General features: G+C 63.4%; 20 protein-coding genes. 17 read left to right on the forward strand and 3 right to left on the reverse strand.

Annotation, left to right across the window (positions count from 1 at the left end; genetic code table 11):
- The first annotated feature begins 29 nt into the window (after window positions 1–29).
- From MMB74_RS07840 to MMB74_RS07905, 14 genes are all read left to right on the forward strand, one after another.
- On the forward strand, window positions 30–290 hold the full coding sequence (locus tag MMB74_RS07840) for a hypothetical protein (protein ID WP_277428036.1): 261 nt from the start codon (window positions 30–32) through the stop codon (window positions 288–290).
- A 173-nt stretch (window positions 291–463) separates the two neighbouring features.
- Complete coding sequence (locus MMB74_RS07845) at window positions 464–880, forward strand: DnaJ family domain-containing protein (RefSeq protein ID WP_277428037.1); 417 nt, start codon at window positions 464–466, stop codon at window positions 878–880.
- Window positions 881–942: 62 nt separating this feature from the next.
- Entirely contained in the window at window positions 943–1,491 is a 549-nt protein-coding gene (tadA, locus tag MMB74_RS07850; protein WP_277428196.1) for a tRNA adenosine(34) deaminase TadA, read from the forward strand.
- A 59-nt stretch (window positions 1,492–1,550) separates the two neighbouring features.
- Window positions 1,551–2,477: a muramoyltetrapeptide carboxypeptidase gene (gene ldcA, locus MMB74_RS07855; RefSeq protein ID WP_277428038.1), complete on the forward strand. Its 927-nt coding sequence runs from the start codon at window positions 1,551–1,553 to the stop codon at window positions 2,475–2,477.
- Between the two features lie 223 nt (window positions 2,478–2,700).
- The gene (locus MMB74_RS07860; protein ID WP_277428039.1) at window positions 2,701–3,396 is read left to right on the forward strand and encodes a GntR family transcriptional regulator; all 696 of its coding nucleotides are present in this window, start codon (window positions 2,701–2,703) and stop codon (window positions 3,394–3,396) included.
- 195 nt (window positions 3,397–3,591) lie between these two features.
- The gene (locus tag MMB74_RS07865) at window positions 3,592–5,076 is read left to right on the forward strand and encodes an NCS1 family nucleobase:cation symporter-1 (protein WP_277428040.1); all 1,485 of its coding nucleotides are present in this window, start codon (window positions 3,592–3,594) and stop codon (window positions 5,074–5,076) included.
- A 33-nt stretch (window positions 5,077–5,109) separates the two neighbouring features.
- On the forward strand, window positions 5,110–5,859 hold the full coding sequence (locus MMB74_RS07870; protein WP_277428041.1) for an aspartate/glutamate racemase family protein: 750 nt from the start codon (window positions 5,110–5,112) through the stop codon (window positions 5,857–5,859).
- A gap of 183 nt (window positions 5,860–6,042) precedes the next feature.
- A complete protein-coding gene (gene puuE, locus MMB74_RS07875) occupies window positions 6,043–6,993 on the forward strand; it encodes an allantoinase PuuE (protein ID WP_277428042.1) in 951 nt (316 codons plus the stop codon).
- The gene (gene uraD, locus MMB74_RS07880; protein ID WP_277428043.1) at window positions 6,990–7,511 is read left to right on the forward strand and encodes a 2-oxo-4-hydroxy-4-carboxy-5-ureidoimidazoline decarboxylase; all 522 of its coding nucleotides are present in this window, start codon (window positions 6,990–6,992) and stop codon (window positions 7,509–7,511) included. The genes puuE and uraD overlap by 4 nt, the downstream gene beginning before the upstream one ends.
- Window positions 7,512–7,655: 144 nt before the next feature.
- Window positions 7,656–8,669, forward strand: a complete 1,014-nt coding sequence (gene alc, locus MMB74_RS07885; RefSeq protein WP_277428044.1) for an allantoicase — start codon at window positions 7,656–7,658, stop codon at window positions 8,667–8,669.
- On the forward strand, window positions 8,666–9,193 hold the full coding sequence (locus MMB74_RS07890; protein WP_277428045.1) for an ureidoglycolate lyase: 528 nt from the start codon (window positions 8,666–8,668) through the stop codon (window positions 9,191–9,193). The genes alc and MMB74_RS07890 overlap by 4 nt, the downstream gene beginning before the upstream one ends.
- Window positions 9,194–9,461: 268 nt before the next feature.
- A complete protein-coding gene (locus tag MMB74_RS07895) occupies window positions 9,462–9,602 on the forward strand; it encodes a hypothetical protein (RefSeq protein ID WP_102608480.1) in 141 nt (46 codons plus the stop codon).
- 134 nt (window positions 9,603–9,736) lie between these two features.
- Window positions 9,737–10,027, forward strand: a complete 291-nt coding sequence (gene flhD, locus MMB74_RS07900; protein WP_277428046.1) for a flagellar transcriptional regulator FlhD — start codon at window positions 9,737–9,739, stop codon at window positions 10,025–10,027.
- 147 nt (window positions 10,028–10,174) lie between these two features.
- Window positions 10,175–10,639: a hypothetical protein gene (locus MMB74_RS07905; protein WP_277428047.1), complete on the forward strand. Its 465-nt coding sequence runs from the start codon at window positions 10,175–10,177 to the stop codon at window positions 10,637–10,639.
- Window positions 10,640–10,963: 324 nt separating this feature from the next.
- Here the strand turns inward: MMB74_RS07905 and MMB74_RS07910 are convergent, their stop codons facing one another.
- Both MMB74_RS07910 and uraH read right to left on the reverse strand, forming a co-directional pair.
- Window positions 10,964–12,157 carry a urate hydroxylase PuuD gene (locus MMB74_RS07910; protein WP_277428048.1) on the reverse strand — a complete coding sequence of 398 codons (1,194 nt, stop codon included), beginning with the start codon at window positions 12,155–12,157 and terminating at the stop codon, window positions 10,964–10,966.
- 41 nt (window positions 12,158–12,198) lie between these two features.
- Entirely contained in the window at window positions 12,199–12,552 is a 354-nt protein-coding gene (gene uraH / locus MMB74_RS07915) for a hydroxyisourate hydrolase (RefSeq protein WP_277428049.1), read from the reverse strand.
- Between the two features lie 325 nt (window positions 12,553–12,877).
- On the opposite strand from uraH, the gene MMB74_RS07920 reads away from it, so the two are divergent.
- Entirely contained in the window at window positions 12,878–14,284 is a 1,407-nt protein-coding gene (locus MMB74_RS07920) for an 8-oxoguanine deaminase (RefSeq protein WP_277428050.1), read from the forward strand.
- 13 nt (window positions 14,285–14,297) lie between these two features.
- Here MMB74_RS07920 and MMB74_RS07925 read toward each other — a convergent pair whose 3' ends face one another.
- Entirely contained in the window at window positions 14,298–15,230 is a 933-nt protein-coding gene (locus MMB74_RS07925; RefSeq protein WP_277428051.1) for a LysR substrate-binding domain-containing protein, read from the reverse strand.
- Between the two features lie 329 nt (window positions 15,231–15,559).
- Here MMB74_RS07925 and MMB74_RS07930 point away from each other — a divergent pair, with 329 nt between their 5' ends.
- Window positions 15,560–17,152: an ABC transporter ATP-binding protein gene (locus MMB74_RS07930; protein WP_277428052.1), complete on the forward strand. Its 1,593-nt coding sequence runs from the start codon at window positions 15,560–15,562 to the stop codon at window positions 17,150–17,152.
- Between the two features lie 67 nt (window positions 17,153–17,219).
- Entirely contained in the window at window positions 17,220–18,323 is a 1,104-nt protein-coding gene (locus MMB74_RS07935) for an ABC transporter permease (RefSeq protein WP_277428053.1), read from the forward strand.
- Window positions 18,324–18,325 lie beyond the last annotated feature (2 nt).

The following is an 18,325-nucleotide window of genomic DNA, read 5'->3' on the forward strand; positions in this document are numbered from 1 at the left end:
ATCGACCGCAATAGACTCATAGGACTGCCATGACGAATCCCGATCCGACCAAGCCGAAGCAAGAGCCTGCCTCTCCCGAACTCGATCACCTCCACGACGCCCTTGATCACGTCGATACGTTGCTGTCCTCGGGCAATATCGCCGTAAGCGCGGCCAAGGGCATTCTCTACAGCCTGATCGAGACGCTTGGCGCACTCGTCGGCGACCCCGATCTGCCCGAGCATAGCCGTGCAGGCTACGAAGGTTTGCTCGAGACCGCGCGCGAGCTGCGCGCGAAAATCGGCAGGTAGGCCGTTGCCGGCCTGCCGGTTGGGGCGGCCAAGCGCGCCCGTCCCCAGCGGCGCGCCTGCGGCACTTCTTAGCGGTCCGAGACGCGTGTCGCCGATGGCCCCGAGCGAATGCTCCAGAAAGCGGGCGTCGACTCCCTGCTAAAATGCGCTCGCCGCAATGTAGTGGATCGCAGATGAAATTGCTTGATGCCTTGGTCGAACAGCGCATTGCCGCTGCCGCCGCCCGCGGCGAGTTCGACGACTTGCCGGGAGCCGGAGCGCCACAGGACCTCGACGACGACCTGCTCGTGCCCGAGGAGGTCCGTGTCGCCAATCGCATTTTGAAAAACGCCGGCTTCGTGCCGCCGGCCGTTGAGCAATTGCGCTCGCTCAGACACCTGCAAGAAGAGTTGCAGGCGGCAGGCGACCGGGCTACGCGCTGTCGCCTGCAAGCGAAGCTGCTCGCGCTCGATATGGCCCTCGAGTCGCTTCGCGGCGAACCGACGGTCGTGCCGCGCGAATATTGCCGCCGCATCGCCGAGCGTTTGTCGGAGCGCGTTCAAGACGGCGAACCCGCGACGACGCAGTCCCCGCCCGCGAGGCTTTCGTGAGCGAGGCGCTGCCCGCCGCAGAGCTGCCGCACCCGCAGGAGCCCACCGGCGCGTGCGCGGGTTTGTCCACGGCAGAGGCGGGGGCGGTGCATTCGGAGCGCGACCGGCGCTATATGTCGTTGGCGCTCGATGCCGCTCAGTCGGCCCGCACAGCAGGGGAGGTGCCCGTTGGAGCGGTGCTGGTTTGCGGCGACGAGGTGATCGCAACCGGTTTCAATCATCCGATCGGCGCACACGACCCGTCCGCTCACGCTGAAATGATCGCGTTGCGCAAGGCCGCGCAATCGCGGCAAAACTATCGTTTGCCCGGCTGTGAACTCTATGTGACGCTCGAACCGTGCCTCATGTGCGCCGGCGCGATCATGCATGCGCGCCTTGCGCGCGTCGTTTTCGGTGCGTCCGATCCGAAGACGGGCGCATGCGGCAGCGTCGTCGATGCGTTTGCCAATGCTCAGCTCAACCACCATACGCAGGTCACGGGCGGCGTGCTCGCGACCGAATGCGGCAATACGCTGAAGTCGTTTTTCGCCGATCGCCGTCGGGCAATCCGAGCGGAGCGCGCGGCCGCGGCGGCCCAAGCCCAGGCCTGCGTGCCGCAGCAGCCTGTCTAAGTCCATCGAGTCGCGCGAATGCTCGGTGCGCGACTTCTCATTCCCACAATCAACCGACCATGGCCCGCTCCCGCTCCATCGAGATCGTCGCTCCGTCAGGCTATCCGCCCGATGCCCTCGCTGCCGAGCGCGGCATGGCTAGACTGCGGGCGCAGGGTCACGAAGTCCGAGGCGGGGAGGCGGCTTTGCGCCGCTACCTACGCTTCGGCGGCACCGACGCCGAGCGCGCGCAGGATCTGAATCGTCTCGCCGATCCGGCCCGCGGCTTGCCGGACATCGTCTTGGCGCTGCGCGGCGGTTACGGCGCCGTTCGCATTCTCGACGCGCTCGATTACACGGGGCTAGGGCGCCGCCTCGCCGGCCAACGCATTGCAATTTGCGGGCACAGCGATTTCACGGCGGTTCAACTGGCGTTGTTCGCTCGTGCGGGACTGGTGACATTCGGCGGCCCCATGGTGACCGCCAATTTCGGCGCTCAGGTAGAAAGCGCTTTCACCCTAGAGCATTTTTGGCAGGCGCTCGAATCACCCGAATTCACGGTGCGAGAAGCGATTGCCCAGACGCACGAGATCGATGTCAGCGGCACGCTGTGGGGCGGCAATTTGGCGATGATCGCGGCGCTCGTCGGCACGCCCTATATGCCGCGCATCGAAGGCGGCATCTTATTCATCGAGGAAGTGAACGAGCATCCTTACCGCATCGAGCGCATGCTTTATCAACTGCATCTGGCCGGCATCCTCGCTCGTCAGCGCGCCATCGTGCTCGGCGACTTCACGGGGGGCAAGCTCTCGCCGTACGACAACGGTTTCGATTTGTCATCGGTGATCGAGCAGATCGGTACCCTCACCGGATTGCCCATCGTGACAGGGCTGCGATTCGGCCATGGTCCGGACATTCTCACGCTTCCCTTTGGTGCGCGCGCTCGGCTGCAAGCCGGGCGAGACGGCTTCGCGCTAACTGTCAGCGGACATCCGACATTGCGGTGATGCGAGGCGGGACGCGGCGCTTCGGTCATCGGGCGGGAAGATTGTTGACAATCCAAGGGTCGATTGGATGCAAGATGGCGGTGCATTAGGCGCGTCGCTCATGCACTTGGCCGTTGCACTATGCACCAAGTAGCGGATAAATCAGAAGTTTGGCTGCACGGATGGCTCGATCTTCAACAAATAAATTGTTGACAATCTTTATGTCGAATCTACTATAGCCAACATGTCGACAGCGAAATCATCCGAGCCGGCAACCCCGGCGGCGATCGCTGAACGTATTCGCGACGCGATTCTCGAGCACAGGCTCGAACCCGGGGCGAAGCTGACGGAAGCGCAATTGTGCGAAGTGTTCGGCGTCAAGCGAGGGAGCGTGCGCCAAGCCTTGTCGTTGCTGGCCACAGAGCATCTCGTCGATCTGGAGCCGAATCGCGGCGCGTTCGTGGCGAGCCCGTCGCTTCAGGAAGTTCATGAAGTGTTCGAAATGCGCCGCATCATCGAGGCGGCCGTGATCGAGCGCGTATGCCGCAATCAAGGCGGCCAAGGCGCCGCGCACTTGAAGTCGATCGCGAAGATGATCGAGCGCGAACGCACGGCATTCGAGCATCGCGATTTCCGTTCATGGATTCGCCTGTCAGGCGAATTTCATACGGAGTTGGCTGCGCTAACGGGCAACCGCGTGCTCTGCAGTTGCTTGACCGGACTCGTTGCGCGTTCGACGTTGATCTCGGCGCTGTACGAATCGCTCGGACGCAGTCCATGCTCGTTCGACGAGCATGCGCAAATCGTCGCTGCGATAGAAGCCGGCGATACGGCGCATGCATCGGACCTGATGGTGCGGCATTTGGAGACGGTGGAATTGAAGATGCTCGATCGGCCTGCACGAGGTGCGGCCGATCTGCGCGAAGTCTTCGGCGCCTAGGCTCAGGTTTTCCGGCACACCGTACGTATCGCGCAAAATCGAAAAATTTCTTTAGGACAACTAACTACATCCAACCACCTTGGGGGCGAAGGTCGCGGGTTGCGCCGACTGCGACCGGTTGAACGAGGCGCTTCGTCACGTGTGCGGCGCCTTTGCGCCGTGCGGCAATGCTCTTTCCCTTCACCGGAGACGCTCATGCCTGACCTGACCGTACCCACCGATGCCGGCGCCGTCGGCCCATCGCCCTCGACCAGCGCAGCCGGCTTGCCCGCCGGCTACAGCGAACGCCTATTCAATGCCGACTTAGCGCCGCTGCGGGATCAGCATTGGGGCACTTACAACATCTTCGCGTTCTGGATGTCGGACGTGCATAGCGTGGGCGGCTATGTGTTCGCGGGCAGTTTGTTCGCCCTAGGCTTGACGAGCTGGCAAGTGTTGATTGCGCTGCTCGTGGGCATTGGCATCGTAAACGTGTTCGCCAACTTGATCGCGAAATCGAGCCAACGAAACGGCGTGCCTTACCCCGTCATTTGCCGCGCGACGTTCGGCGTGCTCGGCGCGAACATCCCGGCCGTGATCCGCGGCCTGATCGCCGTCGCATGGTATGGCATCCAAACGTACCTCGCATCGAGCGCCTTCGTCATCGTTCTGCTCAAATTCGCGCCGCAGCTCATGCCTTATGCTGACGTTCATCACCACGGGTGGCTCGGATTGTCGGCGCTCGGTTGGGCTGGTTTCATGACGCTCTGGGTGCTGCAAGCGCTCGTGTTTTGGAACGGCATGGAGACGATCAAGAAATTCATCGACTTCGCCGGCCCCGCCGTCTATGTGGTGATGTTCATCCTGGCTGGCTACATGGTTGCGCGCGCGGGCATCTCGAACATCAGCCTCAATCTCGGCACGGTGAAATACCACGGTTGGGAAGCGCTGCCCGTCACGATCACGGCGATTTCGCTCGTGGTGTCGTACTTCTCCGGGCCTATGCTGAACTTCGGCGATTTTTCTCGGTACTGCAAGAGCTATACGAGCGTGAAGCGCGGCAATTTCTGGGGGCTCCCCGTCAACTTTCTGGCGTTTTCGCTCGTGACGGTCGTTACGACATCGGCAACGATGCCCGTCTTCGGCGAGTTGATCACCGACCCCGTCGCCACGGTGGGGCGCATCGACCAGCCGTTCGCCGTGGTGCTGGGCGCGTTGACGTTCATGATCGCGACCATTGGCATCAACATCGTCGCCAATTTCGTTTCGCCCGCCTTCGACTTCTCCAATGTCGCGCCCAAGCACATCAGTTGGCGCGCGGGCGGCATGGTCGCCGCAACCGCTTCGGTTTTCATCACCCCGTGGAACCTCTTCAACAATCCGGCGGTGATCCACTACACGCTCGATGTGCTCGGCTCGTTCATCGGTCCGCTCTACGGCGTCTTGATCGTCGATTACTACCTCGTCAAGCGAGAGCGCGTCGTGCTCGACGATCTCTATTCGATGTCGGAATCAGGCGCCTACTGGTATCGAGGCGGTGTCAATTGGAGCGCGGTGGCCGCCGTGCTGCCCGCAGCCGCCATTGCCGTGCTGTGCGTGATGACGCCGGCGCTTGCGCCGCTCGCGAACTTCTCTTGGTTCATCGGGGTTGCGCTCGCGGGCATTTTCTATGCGTTCGCGGCGCGCACAGTGGGCCGCTGAGACAAGTCATTCCGCCCTTGGAGGAGCAGCGCGATGAAAATCAAGCTCATCAATCCAAACACCACCGCGCGCATGACCGAAACGATGGCTCACTGCGCGCGTGCCGTCGCGGCCGCCGGCACCGAGGTCGTCGCGGCGACCTCGGCGATGGGGCCGCCATCGATCGAAAGCTGGTATGACGAGTCCCTTGCGCTGCCGGGCCTGCTTGCCGAAGTCGCGGCTGGCGAGCGCGAAGGCGTCGACGGTTACGTGATTGCGTGCTTCGGCGATCCGGGCTTGTTCGCGGCGCGCGAGCTTGCTCGCGGACCCGTCGTCGGTATCGCGGAAGCGGCGATGCATGCGGCCAGCGTGATCGCGCCAGGCTTTTCCGTCGTGACGACGCTCGCTCGCACGACCGGTATGGCGTGGCATCTCGCCGAGCGCTATGGGATGAAGCGCTTCTGCCGCTCCGTGCGCGCGACCGACGTCCCCGTGCTCGAACTCGACCGGCCCGGCAGCGCGGCTCGGCAATTGATCGTCGAGGAATGCCGTCGCGCGCTCGAACACGATGGCGCCGATGCCATCGTCCTCGGGTGTGCAGGCATGGCCGACCTGTGCCATGCCGTCGAGCGCGAGATCGGCGCTCCCGTCGTGGAAGGCGTGACCGCGGCGCTCAAGTGGGTCGAGGCGCTCGTTTCCTTGAGGCTCGGCACGGCCAAGCGCGGCGAGTACGATCACCCGTTGCCCAAGCGCTATGACGGTCCGTTGGCCGATTTCGGACCGCGAGACGCGCGCGGCGCTTGAGTCGATTGCCGCCGCACGCGGACAGCGCACGACATACGAGCGTGGTGAGCCTCGATATCGGCCCGCTCGTATGGGCGCGAGCGGGTGTTTTATATACACTCATTCCACCGAGACGTATCGGTGCGGCAAGCGGCTTGCACGCTGCGTCGCGGCATCGTCGTCACCACGCTAAGAACCCTTGCTATGACATCCGATACCCGCTATCCGCGCGATTTGATCGGCTACGGCCGTCAACCGGTTCAAGCCGACTGGCCCGCAGGCGCACGCATCGCTGTCCAGTTCGTGCTCAATTACGAGGAGGGCGGTGAGAACTGCGTCTTGCACGGCGATCCGGCTTCGGAGCAGTTTCTCTCCGAGATCGTCGGCGCCGCCGCCTATCCTGCCCGGCATATGAGCATGGAGTCGATCTACGAGTACGGCTCGCGGGCGGGGGTCTGGCGCATCTTGCGCGAGTTCGAAAAACGCCGCTTGCCGCTGACGGTGTTCGGCGTGGGCATGGCGATCGAACGCAATCCGGAAGCGGCGCGCGCGTTCGTCGAGTTGGGCCACGAGGTCGCGTGCCATGGGTGGCGGTGGATCCACTACCAAGATATGCCGCCCGAGCGCGAGGCCGAACATATGCGGTTGGGGATGGAGGCGATCGAGCGTGTCACTGGTGTTCGGCCGCTTGGCTGGTATACGGGGCGAGATAGCCCGAGCACGCGCCGGCTCGTCGCCGAATACGGCGGCTTCCTTTACGACTCGGACTATTACGGCGACGACCTGCCGTTTTGGACGCAGGTTCGGGTGACGGGGGGAGAAGAGCGGCCGCAACTGATCGTGCCATATACGCTCGATACGAACGATATGCGCTTCGCGACACCGCAAGGGTTCAACACGGCCGATCACTTCTTCACTTATCTGCGCGATGCGTTCGACGTGCTCTATGAAGAGGGCGACGAAGCGCCGAAGATGCTGTCGGTTGGGATGCACTGCCGGCTGTTGGGCCGACCCGGGCGCTTTAGGGCATTGCAGCGTTTTCTCGACCACATCGAAAAGCACGATCGCGTATGGGTGGCCCGCCGTGTCGACATTGCACGCCACTGGCGTGCGCGCCATCCCTTTGAGCCACAGACCGCCCGCTGCGCCGAATGAAGCCGATGCGATACACGCTGGAACAACTCAATACGATGCCGCCCGAGGCGTTCGAGGCCGCGCTCTCGGGTATTTTCGAACATTCGCCGTGGGTGGCCGAGCGCGCGGCTCGAAGGCGGCCGTTTGGCAGCATCGATGCGCTTTATGCGGCGATGTGCGAGATCGTCGCCGATGCAGGCGCCGAGCGCCAGCTCGCCCTGATCGATGCCCACCCGGAACTGGCCGGCAAGGCGGCGGTGCAAGGGCAGTTGACTGCCGAATCGACGCGCGAGCAAAGCGGCGCGGGTCTCGCGCATTGCTCGCAAGAAGAGTTCGACACGCTTCAGCGCTTGAACGAGGCCTACCGCGAAAAGTTCGGCTTTCCGTTCATTTTGGCCGTGCGCGGCTACGACCGCGCGGGCGTGATCGCGAATTTCGAAGCGCGCTTGAACAACGCACGCTCGGACGAGTTGCGCACGAGCTTGGAGCAGATTTACCGCATCGCCCGCTTTCGGATCGACGATCTCGTGACCGGGTAAGCGCGCAATCGTGCGAACGGCCTATGGCGAACTGCCGGCCGCAGCCGGTGGCCGCTCCCCGCCCCCGAGCGCACTCGCCGATGCGTGGATACGCCGTTTCGATTGGCACTACGAACGCAATGACAGACACGAAGGACGACAACCATGGCTCTTCCTATTCTCGACCCTAACGCGCCCGACTTCACCCGTCGCTACGTCAACCTGGCCGATCCGCGACTGGGCGCGCAGGCGCTCGAAGCAAGCGACGAATTCTTCGCGCCGAAAGAGCGCATGCTCAATGCCGAGCCGGCCGTATTCATTCCGGGCAAATACGACGATCACGGCAAATGGATGGACGGCTGGGAGACGCGCCGCAAGCGCACGACGGGATACGACTGGTGCATCGTGAAACTGGCGCGCGCGGGCGTCGTCATGGGCTTGGACATCGACACCAGCCATTTCACCGGCAACTTCCCGCCGGCCGCGTCGGTCGAGGCCGCCTATGTCCCGGGCGGTGCGCAACCGGACGGCGACACCGACTGGCGCGAGATCGTGCCCTCGACGACGCTACAGGGCAATAGTCATCACTACCTCGGGGTTGCGGACGCGCGTGCGTATACGCACGTGCGGTTGAATCTGTACCCCGACGGCGGCGTGGCGCGGTTGCGCGTATACGGGCAGCCACAGGTCGATTGGGCCGCGGCGGCGCGCAACACGTCGGTCGATCTCGCGGCGATGGAAAACGGCGCGTATATCGTAGCCGCTAACAACCAACATTTCGGCTCGGCCTCGAATCTGTTGATGCCTGGCCGCGGCGTGAATATGGGCGACGGCTGGGAGACGCGGCGGCGCCGCGAGCCCGGCAACGATTGGGCCATCGTCGCGCTGGCCCGGCCCGGCACGATTACGAAGATCGAGGTCGACACGGCTTTCTTCAAAGGCAACTTCCCCGATCGCTGCTCGATTCAGGCGGCATGCGTCAAAGGCGGCACCGACAGCTCGCTCGTGACGCAATCCATGTTTTGGCCGACGTTGCTCGGCGAGCAGAAGCTGCAGATGGACAAGCAGCATTTCTTCGAAGCGGAGCTGGCTGCGATCGGCCCCGTCACCCATCTTCGCTTGAACATCATTCCCGATGGCGGCGTGTCGCGACTGCGCGCTTGGGGCGAATTGGCATGAACGGCGTCCATACGAATTCGCTGACGATCGAGCCGCTCACGCGGGCGGCGTTCGCGCCCTTTGGCGACGTCATCGAGCTAGAGAGCGCTCGTCAGATTCCGATCAACTCGGGCACGACGATGCGTTACCACGATCTCGCCCGCGTGGACGTGGGCGATGGCGGAGGGCGGCCGCTCGTCAATGTGTTTCGCGGCCAACCGCGCACTTTGCCATTCGAAGTGACGATGCTCGAGCGCCATCCCCTAGGCTCCCAGGCATTTTTGCCGATGATGGACCGTCCCTATCTGGTCGTGGTCGCGCCGGCGGGCCCGCTCGCGCCAGACGCAGTCCGCGCTTTCGTCACGCGTGGATGGCAAGGCGTCAACTACGCAAAAGGGGTTTGGCACCATCCGTTGATCGCGCTCGATGCGATCAGCGATTTCATCGTGATCGACCGTGGCGGCGAAGGCGCCAACTGCGACGAACAGGTTCTGCCCGAGTCGCTGTGGCTGACGCAGGAGGCGATGGCGGCGGCTCAGCGATAACAGGACTGCATCGGCCCGCGCGATAACGCCCGCATTGCCATGCGGGCGTTTTTACATGCATGGGCATATGAGGCAGCCGAGGCGTAGCCCTGCGGAACATCGGTCGTAGGAAAAGGCTGACAAGCGCGCTGCCACGTATTACGCGAGGTTCAGCGCACGCTGATTTGTTTTGATGCGACGCTCGCCGATACTTTGATCACAGGAAAACGTTTCGCGCCGGGCATCCCGGCACCGACGTTCCGGACTTCGAATCACAGGAGAGATCGCCATGAGCCGCTTCGCCCAAGACCTCCTCGAGCTGCAACGCCTTTGCCTTGGCGGTTCAGGTGCGCTCACGCAACACCTGCTGCGCGAGATCGCTTGCAACCTGATCGCCGCCGGGGTTGCCGACCAACGCGGTGGCTGCTAATTTCGTCTGGCCCCAAAAGCAAACGTTTGCGCGCACGACACTTTTCGCGACGGAACAGCGGTTTGTTTTGCTTTCGATTGCCCTACATCCGTCGATCTTTTATCCGAATCACAAAGCCCCTGGCAGAGACAGTCATGAACGGTAGCGAGACCCTCGAATCGATCCGCGAAATCAACCTGTCGTATCTCTCGCTCGCGCAGCGCCTATTGCGCGCGGACCGAGAAGCAGGCGTGCAACGGCTGGGGTTGTCGACCCAGGTGGCCGACATCATCGTGGACTTATCAGGCCCGCAGATGCTCAAGCTGGCCGGATGCGATCAGCTCGTATGCTTCTTCCGCTTCAACGACCGCTCGATGTTCACCGCGTTGACGCCGCCGGCCGCACGCGTCCCGGAAGCGCAAGGGCTCGACACGCAGGCCGCGTGACGCGCGCCGCGTGCAGTGCGGCGCCGCGAGCAGTTACCGTGGCGCTTTCCTCGGCCGTCTAGCTAACGCTTGCCCCGCGCCGGGTGCCGGAACGATGATCGGCGGTAACATTGAACGCTCGATCCACAACGTTCATAAGCTCGGCCGATGAATGCATTTTTCTGGTGGCTTCTCAATATAGGCGTGCCGATCGCCGGGCCCGTATGCATGCTCGGACTGTTTTCCGTCACGCACGGCAAAGGGGTGGCGCGCCTCTTGATTTACGAGTCGCTCAAGGGTGGGCAACTTCTCTGGTCCGCCATCGCCATTTCGGCGACGGCAATCTACGAGAGCGCAACCGTGCTTGAACGACGGGCGGGGCCGGCCCCCTTATTCGAACTTGCGATCGCTGCGTTTCTGATGATCGCCTTTACCTGTTCGATGCTCGTGATGCTCGTCACGCTCAAGCAACACGACGACCGGACGCTGGCCTACGCCCGCCGCCGGACGCAAGCCGCATGGCCGCTCTCGACGGACCTGCGGCTGCCTGAAGACGCCACGGTGAGCACGTCCGTGTGGCTGACTGGCGCCGCCGCGTTGCTGTTCGGCGCATTACATATGATTGTAAGCTGATTGAAGGGAATGTGTTACACTTGGGCACCTTGAAGGAGGAATGATGAACAGGCTACTCAATTTCGTCGGGTCCCAAGAGAACATTGAGCGCTTCGCTGTCCGTTGGAGTGCAGGCGTGTCCATTTTTGCCGTAGCGACGGCTGCCGTGATTGCGGCGGTTGCGCTGTTCAAATAAGCGCAACGCTGCAGCGATAAGCGCCCCGTTTTCGCTGCGTCGGTTCGGCTCGTTTCAGCCCCTTCGGCCTGTATTGGCCCAAGGGGCTTTCTTTTGTCCGGCGCGCTTGCCGCGATTGCACCGCGAGCGCGGCGACGGCGTCCAAACGGCTAGTGCTGCGTGCGCGCGTTGAACCAGGCGGCCACCTTTTCGCGCTCCGCGCTCGTCATCTGAGTGACGTTGCCTAGCGGCATCGCTTTGAGCACCACCGCCTGTTGATACAGCCGCTGCGCATTCTTCGAAATCTCGCCTGGCGAATCTAAGAGGACGCCCGCCGGCGCGCTGCCCATCATCGTGGGGTGCGCCGAGTGGCAAGCGACGCAGCGCTGCTGCAAGATCGGCTCGATGTCGGCGAGTTTGACGACGGGCATGTTGGCCGCCTGCGCTGGTTGGGCCATGGGCTTGGGCAGCGTAACGGCCAATGCCGCAGCCAGCAGGGCGACGCCGCCCGCGGGGAGATACCACAACACGCGTCCGCGATGGCGCATGACGAAAAACTGACGAATCAGCGCACCGGCGAGCATGATGACGGCCAGCACGGCCCAGTTATAGGGGTGCGTGTACGTCATCGCATAGTGGTTCGACAGCATTGCGAACACCACCGGGAGCGTGAAGTACGTGTTATGCACGGAGCGCTGCTTTCCGCGTTTCCCGTATACCGGATTGGGCGCGTTCCCCTCGAGCATGGCGTTCACCATCTTGCGCTGCCCCGGGATGATGACGAAGAACACGTTGGCCGACATGATCGTGGCCAGCATCGCGCCTACGATCAGGTATGCGGCACGGCCAGCGAACACATGACAAGCGAGCCATGCGGCAGAGAGCACGTAAAGGCCGACGATCGCGCCGAGCAGGCGATCATTGTGGCCCAACAGCCGACAAAGCGAGTCGTAGACGATCCAGCCCGCGGCCAAGAAACCGAGTGCAGCCGCGATCGCGACGACAGGCCCCATATCGAGCACGTTTTTGTCGATGAGATAGGTTTGGGGGGAACAAAGATAGAGCACGATGAACAAGCCGAATCCCGACATCCAGGTCGTATAGGACGGCCATTTCGACCAGTGCAGGTCCTCCGGCATTTGCGCAGGCGCGACCATGTACTTTTGCATGTGATAGAAGCCTCCGCCATGCACATGCCACAACTCGCCGAATACGCCACGCTCCGTGAGCGCCCGGTCCTTCGGCTTTCTCAAGCTATTGTCCAGCGCAACGAAATAAAACGATTCGCCGATCCACGCGATCGCGACGATCACATGCAGCCAGCGAATCGTAAGATTCAGCCAGTCCGTGATGAAACCTTCCATGAAACGCCTCCAAAGCTCCTGATAATCGTTGGTATGGGGGATCAGCTACCGCGATAGGTGCTGTAAGCCCAGGGGGAGACGAGGAGCGGTACGTGATAGTGTGCGGTGGCGTCGGCAACCCCGAAGCGCAACACGACGCGGTCGACGAAGCGGGGCTTCGGCAGGGCGACACCTGCGGCCGCGAAGTAATCGCCGGCGTGGAAGACGAGCTCGTATTCGCCCGCGGTCAATGCGTCGCCTTCGAGAAGCGGGGCGTCGCAGCGGCCGTCCTCGTTGGTGACGGTCCGCTTGAGCGAGCGTCGTGCGTCGCCGTCGAGCTTGAACAGCTCGATCGCGATACCGGCGCCGGGACGGCCGTGCGCCGTATCCAGAACGTGGGTAGTCAGCTTGCCCATTCGCAATTTTCCTCTTTGATGAATGCGAAAAGTGGTGGGGGCGGCTCGATCCGATACGCAGGCGGCGGATCGAGGCTCCACGACGCGTGGCTACATACCCGTCGGCGATTCGATGCGAGCGCCGTATCGCCATTCTATGAAGTCGGAGGCGCTCGGCGCGCATCCGATAGGAAAGATAAGAGCGGCCGCATGAGGCGAGGCGCCGTGCGGGCGAAATCGAATCAATATATCGGAACCGTGAAGGCGAGTATCGCACCGGTGTACATTGCCAGCGCTATTTTGGCTTCGGATCGTTATGCCAATCGTTTCAACCCGGAAAGATCGAATGATCAGCGAACAAAGCCCGCGCACGCCGAATACCCCTCGCCCCAAGACGATGCTCGTCAAGCATGCCGATGTGCTCGTTACCATGGACGGCGAGCGCCGCGAGCTGCGCGATGCGGGGTTGTTCATCGAGGGCAATCGTATCGTGGCGGTCGGCCCGTCGAGCGAGCTACCGAGCGTGGCCGACCAAGTCTTCGACCTGCGCGGCCATCTCGTCATGCCGGGGCTCGTGAACACCCACCACCACATGTATCAAAGCTTGACGCGTGCGGTGCCGGCAGCGCAGAACGCCGAGCTTTTCGGATGGCTGACGAGCCTCTATCGCGTCTGGGCGCATCTGACACCCGAGATGATCGAGGTGTCGACGCTTACGGCGATGGCTGAACTGCTGCTGTCGGGCTGCACGACTTCGAGCGATCATCTCTATCTGTACCCGAACGGCAGCCGGTTGGACGACAGCATCGCGGCGGCGGCACGCATCGGCATGCGTTTTCATGCGTGCCGCGGCAGTATGAGCGTGGGGCAAAAGGACGGCGGTTTACCGCCCGATTCGCTCGTCGAACGCGAGGCCGATATCCTCGACGACACGCAGCGCTTGATCGAAACCTATCACGACGAGGGCCGCTACGCGATGTTGCGGGTGGCCGTGGCGCCGTGCTCTCCGTTCTCGGTGAGCCGCGATTTGATGCGCGAATCGGCCGCGCTGGCCCGCCGGTACGGCGTGTCGATGCATACGCACCTAGCCGAGAACGTCAATGACGTGGCCTACAGCCGCGAGCGCTTCGGGATGACGCCCGCCGAATATGCGGAAGATCTTGGCTGGGTCGGAGCCGACGTCTGGCATGCGCACTGCGTCCAACTCGATCCGGCCGGCATCGCGCTATTTGCTCGCACTCGCACGGGCGTGGCGCATTGTCCCTGTTCCAACATGCGGCTCGCATCGGGCATTGCACCGATTCGGCGCATGCGCGATGCGGGTGTGCCCGTTGGGTTGGGGGTCGACGGATCGGCGTCGAACGACGGCGCGCATCTCGTCGGCGAGGCGAGGCAGGCGCTGCTGCTGCAACGCGTGGGATTCGGGCCGGATGCGATGACCGCACGCGAGGCCCTGGAGATCGCTACGCTCGGCGGCGCGGCCGTGCTGGGGCGCGACGACATCGGTGCGCTTGCGCCTGGAATGGCCGCCGATTTCGTCGCATTCGATCTCAATCAGCCGAATTTTGCCGGCGCATTGCACGATCCGGTCGCGGCGCTCGTGTTTTGCGCTCCATCGCAAGTGGCGATGAGCGTCGTCAACGGCGAGGTCATTGTGAAAGAGGGCCGTCTGACGACGCTCGAACTGCGGCCGCTGCTCGAGCGCCATAACCGGCTGGCACGCATGCTGGGCGAAGCGGCGCGCACCGCTTGATGCGCGCCGCCGGTTACGGGCGATCGACGAGCGCGTGCGTTGCATCGGCGACGAGACTGCGCAGCCACCGGACCTCGTCGGAATAGTGACAGCGCTCGTGCCACAGCTGGTAATACTGCATCGGCGGGAAGTCGAGCGGCGCGGGTAGCACGGTGAGCGGCAGGAATTTGGCGTAGTGGTCGGCGAATAGGCGGGTCGTCGTGAAGATGAGGTCCGATTTGACGAGCACGTAGGGCGCGAGATTGAAGTACGGCAAGGTGACGACGACGTGGCGCTTGAGCCGCTCGCGTGCGAGGTGCACGTCGATCGCGCCGCGCTGGCCGACCGAGTAGGGGGACGGCGCGAGGTGCGGAGCGTTCAGATACTGATCGAGCGTGAGCGTCCCGCGTTTGGCGAACGGGTGGGTGTTGCTCATGAGGCAGACGATCTCGTCGACGAACAGATTCGACAGGTGCAACTGCTCGGGCGGCTCGGGCCAATTGCCGACGACGACGTCGAGCTTGCCGTCTTCGAGCGCCAGCTCGTAATCGAAAGAGGGGCCGAGCGAATGGAATTCCAGTTGAGCGTTGGGCGCCGCTTGCCTGAAGCGTTCGACGACGGTTGGCACGAACAGGACATTCAGATAGTCGGGGCAACCGATCCGGTAGCAACGAATCGAGGTGGCCGGATCGAAGTTGTGCTGTTGGAAACGGATGCGCTCTATTTCGCGCAATGCGTTTTGAACGGGCTCGAGCAGGCGCAGGCCGTATTCGGTCGGCACCATGCCCGACTTGCCGCGCACGAGCAGCGGGTCGCCCGTGATGTCGCGCAGGCGGCGCAGTGCGGCACTGATGGCCGGTTGCGATTGGTTGAGCTTGACGGCTGCGCGCGTGACGCTGCGCTCCATCAACAGGGTGTGCAAGACGCGCAAGAGGTATGTGTCGATCGCCTCGCGTTGCTGACTCATGGTTGCTCCAGTATATGGTTAGGCTGATCGATCATGGGTTCGGGTATCTGATTTTTAATATGTTCGTTAAATCGCGTCAAGGACGCATATACCCGTGTGGCGCATAGGTCGAATCGAGCGCCCACACGATATTGTCGGCTCGACGCTCGGGCGCGATTTGGGTATCGTCGGGCCGACGGCGCGGCGGCCGGCCGGTGGCCAACCGGTGGCCAACCGGTGCGAACCGTGCAAGCGGAGCAGCGGCGGAAACGGGGGCGATGGGCGTATAGCGCATCGCGTTGAAGCATAAAGAGCGGGGCAGACAGCAAGAACGTTCGGCGACGAATTTCATGAGCGATCAATCGACTTTCCGCGATGCTGCGGGCGCGGGCCAAGCCGTGGTGCCGCGGCTGGCGCTTGCGGGCATCAGCAAGCAATATCCGTCGGTGCGTGCCAACGACGATGTGCATCTGGCCGTGGCGCCGGGCGAGATTCACGCGGTATTGGGCGAGAACGGCGCCGGCAAGAGCACGCTGATGAAGATCATCTACGGCTCGGTGCGACCCGATGCGGGCGAGATCCGGTGGGAGGGCGACCTCGTCGAGATCGGCAGCCCCGCGCAGGCGCGCAAGCTCGGTATCGGCATGGTTTTTCAGCACTTCTCTTTGTTCGAGACGCTGACCGTCGGCGAAAACATTGCCCTCGCGCTCGACGAGCCCTTCGACCTCGGCGCGCTCGGCAAGCGCATTCGCGAGGTGTCGCGCGAGTACGGGCTCGATATCGACCCGCAGCGGCACGTGCATAGTCTGACTGTGGGCGAGCGTCAACGCGTCGAGATCGTGCGCTGCCTGCTGCAGCATCCGCGGCTGCTCATCATGGACGAGCCTACCTCGGTGCTCACGCCGCAGGCCGTGCGCAAGCTGTTCGATACGCTGAAGCGATTGGCGCACCAAGGCTGCAGCGTACTCTACATCAGCCACAAGCTCGACGAGATCCAAGAGCTCTGCGATACGGCGACGGTCATGCGCGGCGGGCGCGTCACGGGCCACGTCCGGCCTCGCGACGAGACCCATGCCTCGCTCGCGCAGTTCATGGTGGGCCATGCGCTGCCCGATTACACGCGCCGCGCGCATGCGCCGGGCGCGGCCTTGCTGAGTGTCAAGCAATTGTCGGTGGCGAGCGACGACCCGTTCGGCACTTCGCTGGAGAACGTGACGTTCGACGTGCATGCCGGAGAAATTTTCGGTATCGCGGGCGTATCGGGCAACGGGCAAGCGGAGTTGCTCGCGGCGTTATCGGGCGAAAGGCGCGGCGCGGGCGCGGCGGATGCCGTCACGATCTGCGGCAAAAACGCGGGCCGGCTCTCGGCCGGCGCACGGCGCCGCCTCGGCTTCGCCTTCGTGCCCGAGGAGCGGCTAGGGCGCGGCGCCGTGCCTGCGATGTCGCTTGCCGAGAATGGGCTGCTGACCGCGCATCGGCAACCGGGCATGGTCCGTCACGGCTGGATCGGCGCGCGGGCGATCCGCGCATTTGCGACGCGCTGCATCGAAGCGTTCGACGTGCGCTGCGGCGGCCCCGACGCGTTGGCGCAATCGCTCTCGGGCGGGAACTTGCAAAAGTACATCGTCGGCCGCGAGTTGCTGCAGGCGCCGAAGGTGCTCGTGGTCGCGCAGCCGACGTGGGGCGTGGACGTCGGCGCATCGGCCTTCATCAGGCAACAACTGCTCGATCTATCGGCCAAGGGGGGGGCCGTGCTCGTCATCTCCGAGGAGCTCGACGAGTTGTTCGACATTTGCGATCGGATCGCGGTGCTCGCGCGCGGACGCTTATCGCCCTCGCGCAAGACGGGCGAGACCAACGCTGAAGAGATCGGCTTGTGGATGGCGGGGCTGTTCGGCGATCGTGGTGCTGCGCCGCCCGCCCAGCAGGCCATCCATGCTTGAGCGCGCCGGCGCCGCGACCGGCGCCGTGGCGACCTTTACATTCGAACCATCGACGCTCGTATAAACCATGTATTTTCCGTACCGAATCGAAGCCCGCCCAACGCCCTCGCGAGCGATGCAGCTCGCCGTGCCGGCGATCGCCGCCCTGTTGACGCTCGCGATCGGGTTCGCGATCTTCGGCCTCGTCGGGCGCGACCCCGCGCAGGCGATGCGCGCCTTTTTCGTCGATCCGCTCGCCGACGTCAACGGCTGGTCGGAGCTGCTGCTCAAAGCCTCGCCGTTATGTTTGATCGGCCTTGGCCTTGCCATCGGCTATCGAGCAAACGTCTGGAATATCGGCGCGGAAGGGCAAATGCTGGCGGGCGGCATGGCTGCGAGCGGGGTCGCCATCCACTTCGACCAAGCGAGCGGGGGCTGGATTCTGTTCTTGATGATGGGTGCCGGCGTCCTCGGTGGCATGGTTTGGGCCGCGATTCCCGCGTTCCTGAAAACGCGTTTCAACACGAACGAGATATTGACGAGCCTCATGCTGACTTATGTGGCCGCCCAATTGTTGATCTATCTCGTGAGCGGGCCGTGGCGCGACCCGCAGGGAATGAATTTTCCGATCTCGGAGATGTTCTCGGGCGATGCGCTCTATCCGACTTTCGGCGGCGACTGGCAGTGGCATTGGTTGCGCGGTACGCGATTGAATGCTTCGATTTTCGTGACGCTGGCAGCCGTGCCGCTGGCTTGGCTGTTCATGCGCAAGAGCTTCGCGGGGTTTCGCATGAACGTGGGCGGCCTTGCGCCGCTTGCCGCGCGCTATGCGGGCTTCTCCGATACGCGCACCGTTTGGATGTCGCTGCTCATCGGCGGCGCGTTGGCCGGGCTTGCGGGCATGGGCGAAATCGCGGGGCCGATCGGGCAGTTGCAGGCGACCTGGTCGCCCGGCTACGGCTTCACCGCCATCATCGTCGTGTTCGTGGGCCGGCTGCACCCGCTTGGCATCGTGCTCGCGAGCTTGTTGATGGCTTTGCTGTATCTGGGGGGCGAGGCGGTGCAGACGTCGATGCAGTTGCCGCAAGCGCTGTCGGGGGTGTTCCAGGGCTTGTTGCTGTTTTGTTTGCTCGGGGCCGACTTGTTCGTGAATTACCGTCTGCGCCGGGTGTCCCGCGTCGCGCATGGGTGAGC

It is taken from the genome of Trinickia sp. Y13 (assembly GCF_029522115.1).
Taxonomy (GTDB): Bacteria; Pseudomonadota; Gammaproteobacteria; order Burkholderiales; family Burkholderiaceae; genus Trinickia.